Origin of the sequence: Mycolicibacterium setense, from assembly GCF_000805385.1 — a bacterium.
GTDB classification, from domain to species: Bacteria; Actinomycetota; Actinomycetes; order Mycobacteriales; family Mycobacteriaceae; genus Mycobacterium; species Mycobacterium setense.
The window spans coordinates 1-5,432 of record NZ_JTJW01000014.1 but is presented as its reverse complement, the minus strand read 5'-3'; the positions used below and the strand labels follow the sequence as shown (position 1 = coordinate 5,432).

3 rRNA genes are annotated in these 5,432 nt (G+C 55.7%); all 3 read left to right on the top strand.

Features of this window, described 5'->3' with window-relative positions:
- The first annotated feature begins 114 nt into the window (after positions 1-114).
- The 3 genes from QQ25_RS29580 to rrf all read left to right on the top strand — a co-directional run bounded on the left by QQ25_RS29580 (position 115) and on the right by rrf (position 5,422).
- Positions 115-1,634: ribosomal RNA gene (locus QQ25_RS29580) — 16S ribosomal RNA — on the top strand.
- Between the two features lie 390 nt (positions 1,635-2,024).
- A 23S ribosomal RNA gene (locus QQ25_RS29575) occupies positions 2,025-5,149 on the top strand.
- Positions 5,150-5,308: 159 nt separating this feature from the next.
- Positions 5,309-5,422 (top strand): 5S ribosomal RNA (rrf, locus tag QQ25_RS29570).
- Together the 16S, 23S and 5S rRNA genes form the textbook arrangement of a ribosomal RNA operon.
- Positions 5,423-5,432 lie beyond the last annotated feature (10 nt).

Here is a 5,432-nt window from a genome sequence, read left to right as displayed (position 1 = left end):
TTTTCCCGTTTAGGGTGTGGTTGTTGTTTTTTGATGCCAGTTTGTTGGTGTCTTTTGTTTGTGATCGGATTTTTCTGATTCGAATTCTGCCTGGTTTTTGGACTGGGAAGTTTTTGTTTGGAGAGTTTGATTCTGGCTCAGGACGAACGCTGGCGGCGTGCTTAACACATGCAAGTCGAACGGAAAGGCCCTTCGGGGTACTCGAGTGGCGAACGGGTGAGTAACACGTGGGTGATCTGCCCTGCACTTTGGGATAAGCCTGGGAAACTGGGTCTAATACCGAATATGACCATGCACTTCCTGGTGTGTGGTGGAAAGCTTTTGCGGTGTGGGATGGGCCCGCGGCCTATCAGCTTGTTGGTGGGGTAATGGCCTACCAAGGCGACGACGGGTAGCCGGCCTGAGAGGGTGACCGGCCACACTGGGACTGAGATACGGCCCAGACTCCTACGGGAGGCAGCAGTGGGGAATATTGCACAATGGGCGCAAGCCTGATGCAGCGACGCCGCGTGAGGGATGACGGCCTTCGGGTTGTAAACCTCTTTCAATAGGGACGAAGCGCAAGTGACGGTACCTATAGAAGAAGGACCGGCCAACTACGTGCCAGCAGCCGCGGTAATACGTAGGGTCCGAGCGTTGTCCGGAATTACTGGGCGTAAAGAGCTCGTAGGTGGTTTGTCGCGTTGTTCGTGAAAACTCACAGCTTAACTGTGGGCGTGCGGGCGATACGGGCAGACTAGAGTACTGCAGGGGAGACTGGAATTCCTGGTGTAGCGGTGGAATGCGCAGATATCAGGAGGAACACCGGTGGCGAAGGCGGGTCTCTGGGCAGTAACTGACGCTGAGGAGCGAAAGCGTGGGGAGCGAACAGGATTAGATACCCTGGTAGTCCACGCCGTAAACGGTGGGTACTAGGTGTGGGTTTCCTTCCTTGGGATCCGTGCCGTAGCTAACGCATTAAGTACCCCGCCTGGGGAGTACGGCCGCAAGGCTAAAACTCAAAGAAATTGACGGGGGCCCGCACAAGCGGCGGAGCATGTGGATTAATTCGATGCAACGCGAAGAACCTTACCTGGGTTTGACATGCACAGGACGCCGGCAGAGATGTCGGTTCCCTTGTGGCCTGTGTGCAGGTGGTGCATGGCTGTCGTCAGCTCGTGTCGTGAGATGTTGGGTTAAGTCCCGCAACGAGCGCAACCCTTGTCTCATGTTGCCAGCACGTAATGGTGGGGACTCGTGAGAGACTGCCGGGGTCAACTCGGAGGAAGGTGGGGATGACGTCAAGTCATCATGCCCCTTATGTCCAGGGCTTCACACATGCTACAATGGCCGGTACAAAGGGCTGCGATGCCGTGAGGTGGAGCGAATCCTTTCAAAGCCGGTCTCAGTTCGGATCGGGGTCTGCAACTCGACCCCGTGAAGTCGGAGTCGCTAGTAATCGCAGATCAGCAACGCTGCGGTGAATACGTTCCCGGGCCTTGTACACACCGCCCGTCACGTCATGAAAGTCGGTAACACCCGAAGCCGGTGGCCTAACCCCTTGTGGGAGGGAGCCGTCGAAGGTGGGATCGGCGATTGGGACGAAGTCGTAACAAGGTAGCCGTACCGGAAGGTGCGGCTGGATCACCTCCTTTCTAAGGAGCACCACGAGACTCAGACCCGCCCACGAGTGTGGGGGTTCGGTGATCTGGGCGATTCGTTGGATGGGCCGTTGACCTGTAGTGGGTCCGGTTCTGGTGCACGACAAACGTTGAGCCGGCGTCGGGAAATGCGCTGGTGATGAACTGCTGAACACACTATTGGGCTTTGAGACAACAGGCCCGCGGTCCTGTCCCGTTGGGGGCAGGGGGTGTGTTGTTGCCTCATGCTTTGGTGGTGGGGTGTGGTGTTTGATTTGTGGATAGTGGTTGCGAGCATCTAGCACGCAAAATGTGTGGCTCTCACCGCCTGTATGGGTGGTGTGGGCCAGTGTTTTTGTGTGTTGATGTGCAATTTCTTTTGAAACTCATTTTTTGGTTTTTGTGTTGTAAGTGTTTAAGGGCGCATGGTGGATGCCTTGGCACTGGGAGCCGATGAAGGACGTTGGAGGCTGCGATATGCCTCGGGGAGCTGCCAACCGAGCGTTGATCCGAGGATGTCCGAATGGGGAAACCCAGCACGAGTGATGTCGTGTTACCTGTATCTGAATACATAGGGTGCAGGGGGGAACGCGGGGAAGTGAAACATCTCAGTACCCGTAGGAAGAGAAAACAAAAGTGATTCCGTGAGTAGTGGCGAGCGAAAGCGGAGGATGGCTAAACCGTATGCATGTGATACCGGGTAGGGGTTGTGTGTGCGGGGTTGTGGGACCTGTTTTTCCAGTTCTACCTGGCTGGAGGGTAGTGAGAAAATGTCGTGGTTAACGGAAGTGGTTTGGGATGACCTGCCGTAGACGGTGAGAGCCCGGTACGTGAAAACCTGACATCTGCCTTGAACAGTGTTCCCGAGTAGCAGCGGGCCCGTGAAATCTGCTGTGAATCTGCCGGGACCACCCGGTAAGCCTGAATACTTCCCAGTGACCGATAGCGGATTAGTACCGTGAGGGAATGGTGAAAAGTACCCCGGGAGGGGAGTGAAATAGTACCTGAAACCGTGCGCTTACAATCCGTCAGAGCCCTCCTTCGTGGTGGGGTGATGGCGTGCCTTTTGAAGAATGAGCCTGCGAGTCAGGGACATGTCGCGAGGTTAACCCGTGTGGGGTAGCCGCAGCGAAAGCGAGTCTGAATAGGGCGTATCCACACAATAGTGTGTGGTGTAGTGGTGTGTTCTGGACCCGAAGCGGAGTGATCTACCCATGGCCAGGGTGAAGCGCGGGTAAGACCGCGTGGAGGCCCGAACCCACTTAGGTTGAAGACTGAGGGGATGAGCTGTGGGTAGGGGTGAAAGGCCAATCAAACTCCGTGATAGCTGGTTCTCCCCGAAATGCATTTAGGTGCAGCGTCACATGTTTCTTGTTGGAGGTAGAGCTACTGGATGGCCGATGGGCCCCACAGGGTTACTGACGTCAGCCAAACTCCGAATGCCGACAAGTCCAAGAATGTGGCAGTGAGACGGCGGGGGATAAGCTCCGTGCGTCGAGAGGGAAACAGCCCAGATCGCCGGCTAAGGCCCCTAAGCGTGTACTAAGTGGAAAAGGATGTGCAGTCGCGAAGACAACCAGGAGGTTGGCTTAGAAGCAGCCACCCTTGAAAGAGTGCGTAATAGCTCACTGGTCAAGTGATTGTGCGCCGATAATGTAGCGGGGCTCAAGTACACCGCCGAAGCCGCGGCAGCCAAACTTGTTTGGCTGGGTAGGGGAGCGTCCTGCATCCGGTGAAGCAGCAGAGTGATCTAGCTGTGGAGGGTGTGGGAGTGAGAATGCAGGCATGAGTAGCGAATAGGCAAGTGAGAACCTTGCCCGCCGAAAGACCAAGGGTTCCTGGGCCAGGCCAGTCCTCCCAGGGTGAGTCGGGACCTAAGGCGAGGCCGACAGGCGTAGTCGATGGACAACGGGTTGATATTCCCGTACCCGTGTATGTGCGTCCATGATGAATCCATTGTGCTAACCATCCAAAACCGTCGTGACCGATCCCTTCGGGGTGAGGCGTTGACGGGGCTGCGTGGGACCCCGGTGGGTAGTAGTCAAGCGATGGGGTGACGCAGGAAGGTAGCCGTACCAGTCAGTGGTTGTACTGGGGTAAGCCGGTAGGGCGAAACGTAGGCAAATCCGCGTTTCATGTGCCTGAGAGGTGATGCATAGCCGTTTGAGGCGAATTCGGTGATCCTATGCTGCCAAGAAAAGCCTCTAGCGAGGACATACACGGCCCGTACCCCAAACCAACACAGGTGGTCAGGTAGAGAATACTAAGGCGTACGAGTGAACTATGGTTAAGGAACTCGGCAAAATGCCCCCGTAACTTCGGGAGAAGGGGGACCCCCATATCGTCAAGGCTTTTGCGGCCGGCAGCGGGAGGGGGTGGCACAAACCAGTGAGAAGCGACTGTTTACTAAAAACACAGGTCCGTGCGAAGTCGCAAGACGATGTATACGGACTGACGCCTGCCCGGTGCTGGAAGGTTAAGAGGACCCGTTAACCCTTCGGGGTGAAGCGGAGAATTTAAGCCCCAGTAAACGGCGGTGGTAACTATAACCATCCTAAGGTAGCGAAATTCCTTGTCGGGTAAGTTCCGACCTGCACGAATGGCGTAACGACTTCTCAACTGTCTCAACCATAGACTCGGCGAAATTGCACTACGAGTAAAGATGCTCGTTACGCGCGGCAGGACGAAAAGACCCCGGGACCTTCACTACAACTTGGTATTGGTGCTCGATACGGTTTGTGTAGGATAGGTGGGAGACTGTGAAGCTCACACGCCAGTGTGGGTGGAGTCATTGTTGAAATACCACTCTGATCGTATTGGGCCTCTAACCTCGGACCGTATATCCGGTTCAGGGACAGTGCCTGGTGGGTAGTTTAACTGGGGCGGTTGCCTCCCAAAATGTAACGGAGGCGCCCAAAGGTTCCCTCAACCTGGACGGCAATCAGGTGTTGAGTGTAAGTGCACAAGGGAGCTTGACTGCGAGACATACATGTCGAGCAGGGACGAAAGTCGGGACTAGTGATCCGGCACCTCTGAGTGGAAGGGGTGTCGCTCAACGGATAAAAGGTACCCCGGGGATAACAGGCTGATCTTCCCCAAGAGTCCATATCGACGGGATGGTTTGGCACCTCGATGTCGGCTCGTCGCATCCTGGGGCTGGAGCAGGTCCCAAGGGTTGGGCTGTTCGCCCATTAAAGCGGCACGCGAGCTGGGTTTAGAACGTCGTGAGACAGTTCGGTCTCTATCCGCCGCGCGCGTCAGAAGCTTGAGGAAATCTGTCCCTAGTACGAGAGGACCGGGACGGACGAACCTCTGGTATACCAGTTGTTCCACCAGGAGCACCGCTGGATAGCCACGTTCGGACAGGATAACCGCTGAAAGCATCTAAGCGGGAAACCCCCTCCAAGACCAGGCTTCTCACCCTTTTAGAGGGATAAGGCCCCCCGCAGACCACGGGATTGATAGACCAGACCTGGAAGCCCAGCAATGGGTGCAGGGAACTGGCACTAACCGGCCGAAAACTTACAACAACCAACAAACACCAAACACATGGTGAGTTGACAAAAGTAAGAACACATCTGTCTCGCAACCACACCACAAACACACCCACACTCTTTGTGTGCGGACGTGCAACCCACGCCCCACCACCAAAACACAAAGATTCACACTCACAAACGAGTGAATAGAGTTACGGCGGTCCATAGCGGCAGGGAAACGCCCGGTCCCATCCCGAACCCGGAAGCTAAGCCTGCCAGCGCCGATGATACTACCCAGTCGGGTGGAAAAGTAGGACACCGCCGAACACAAATTAAG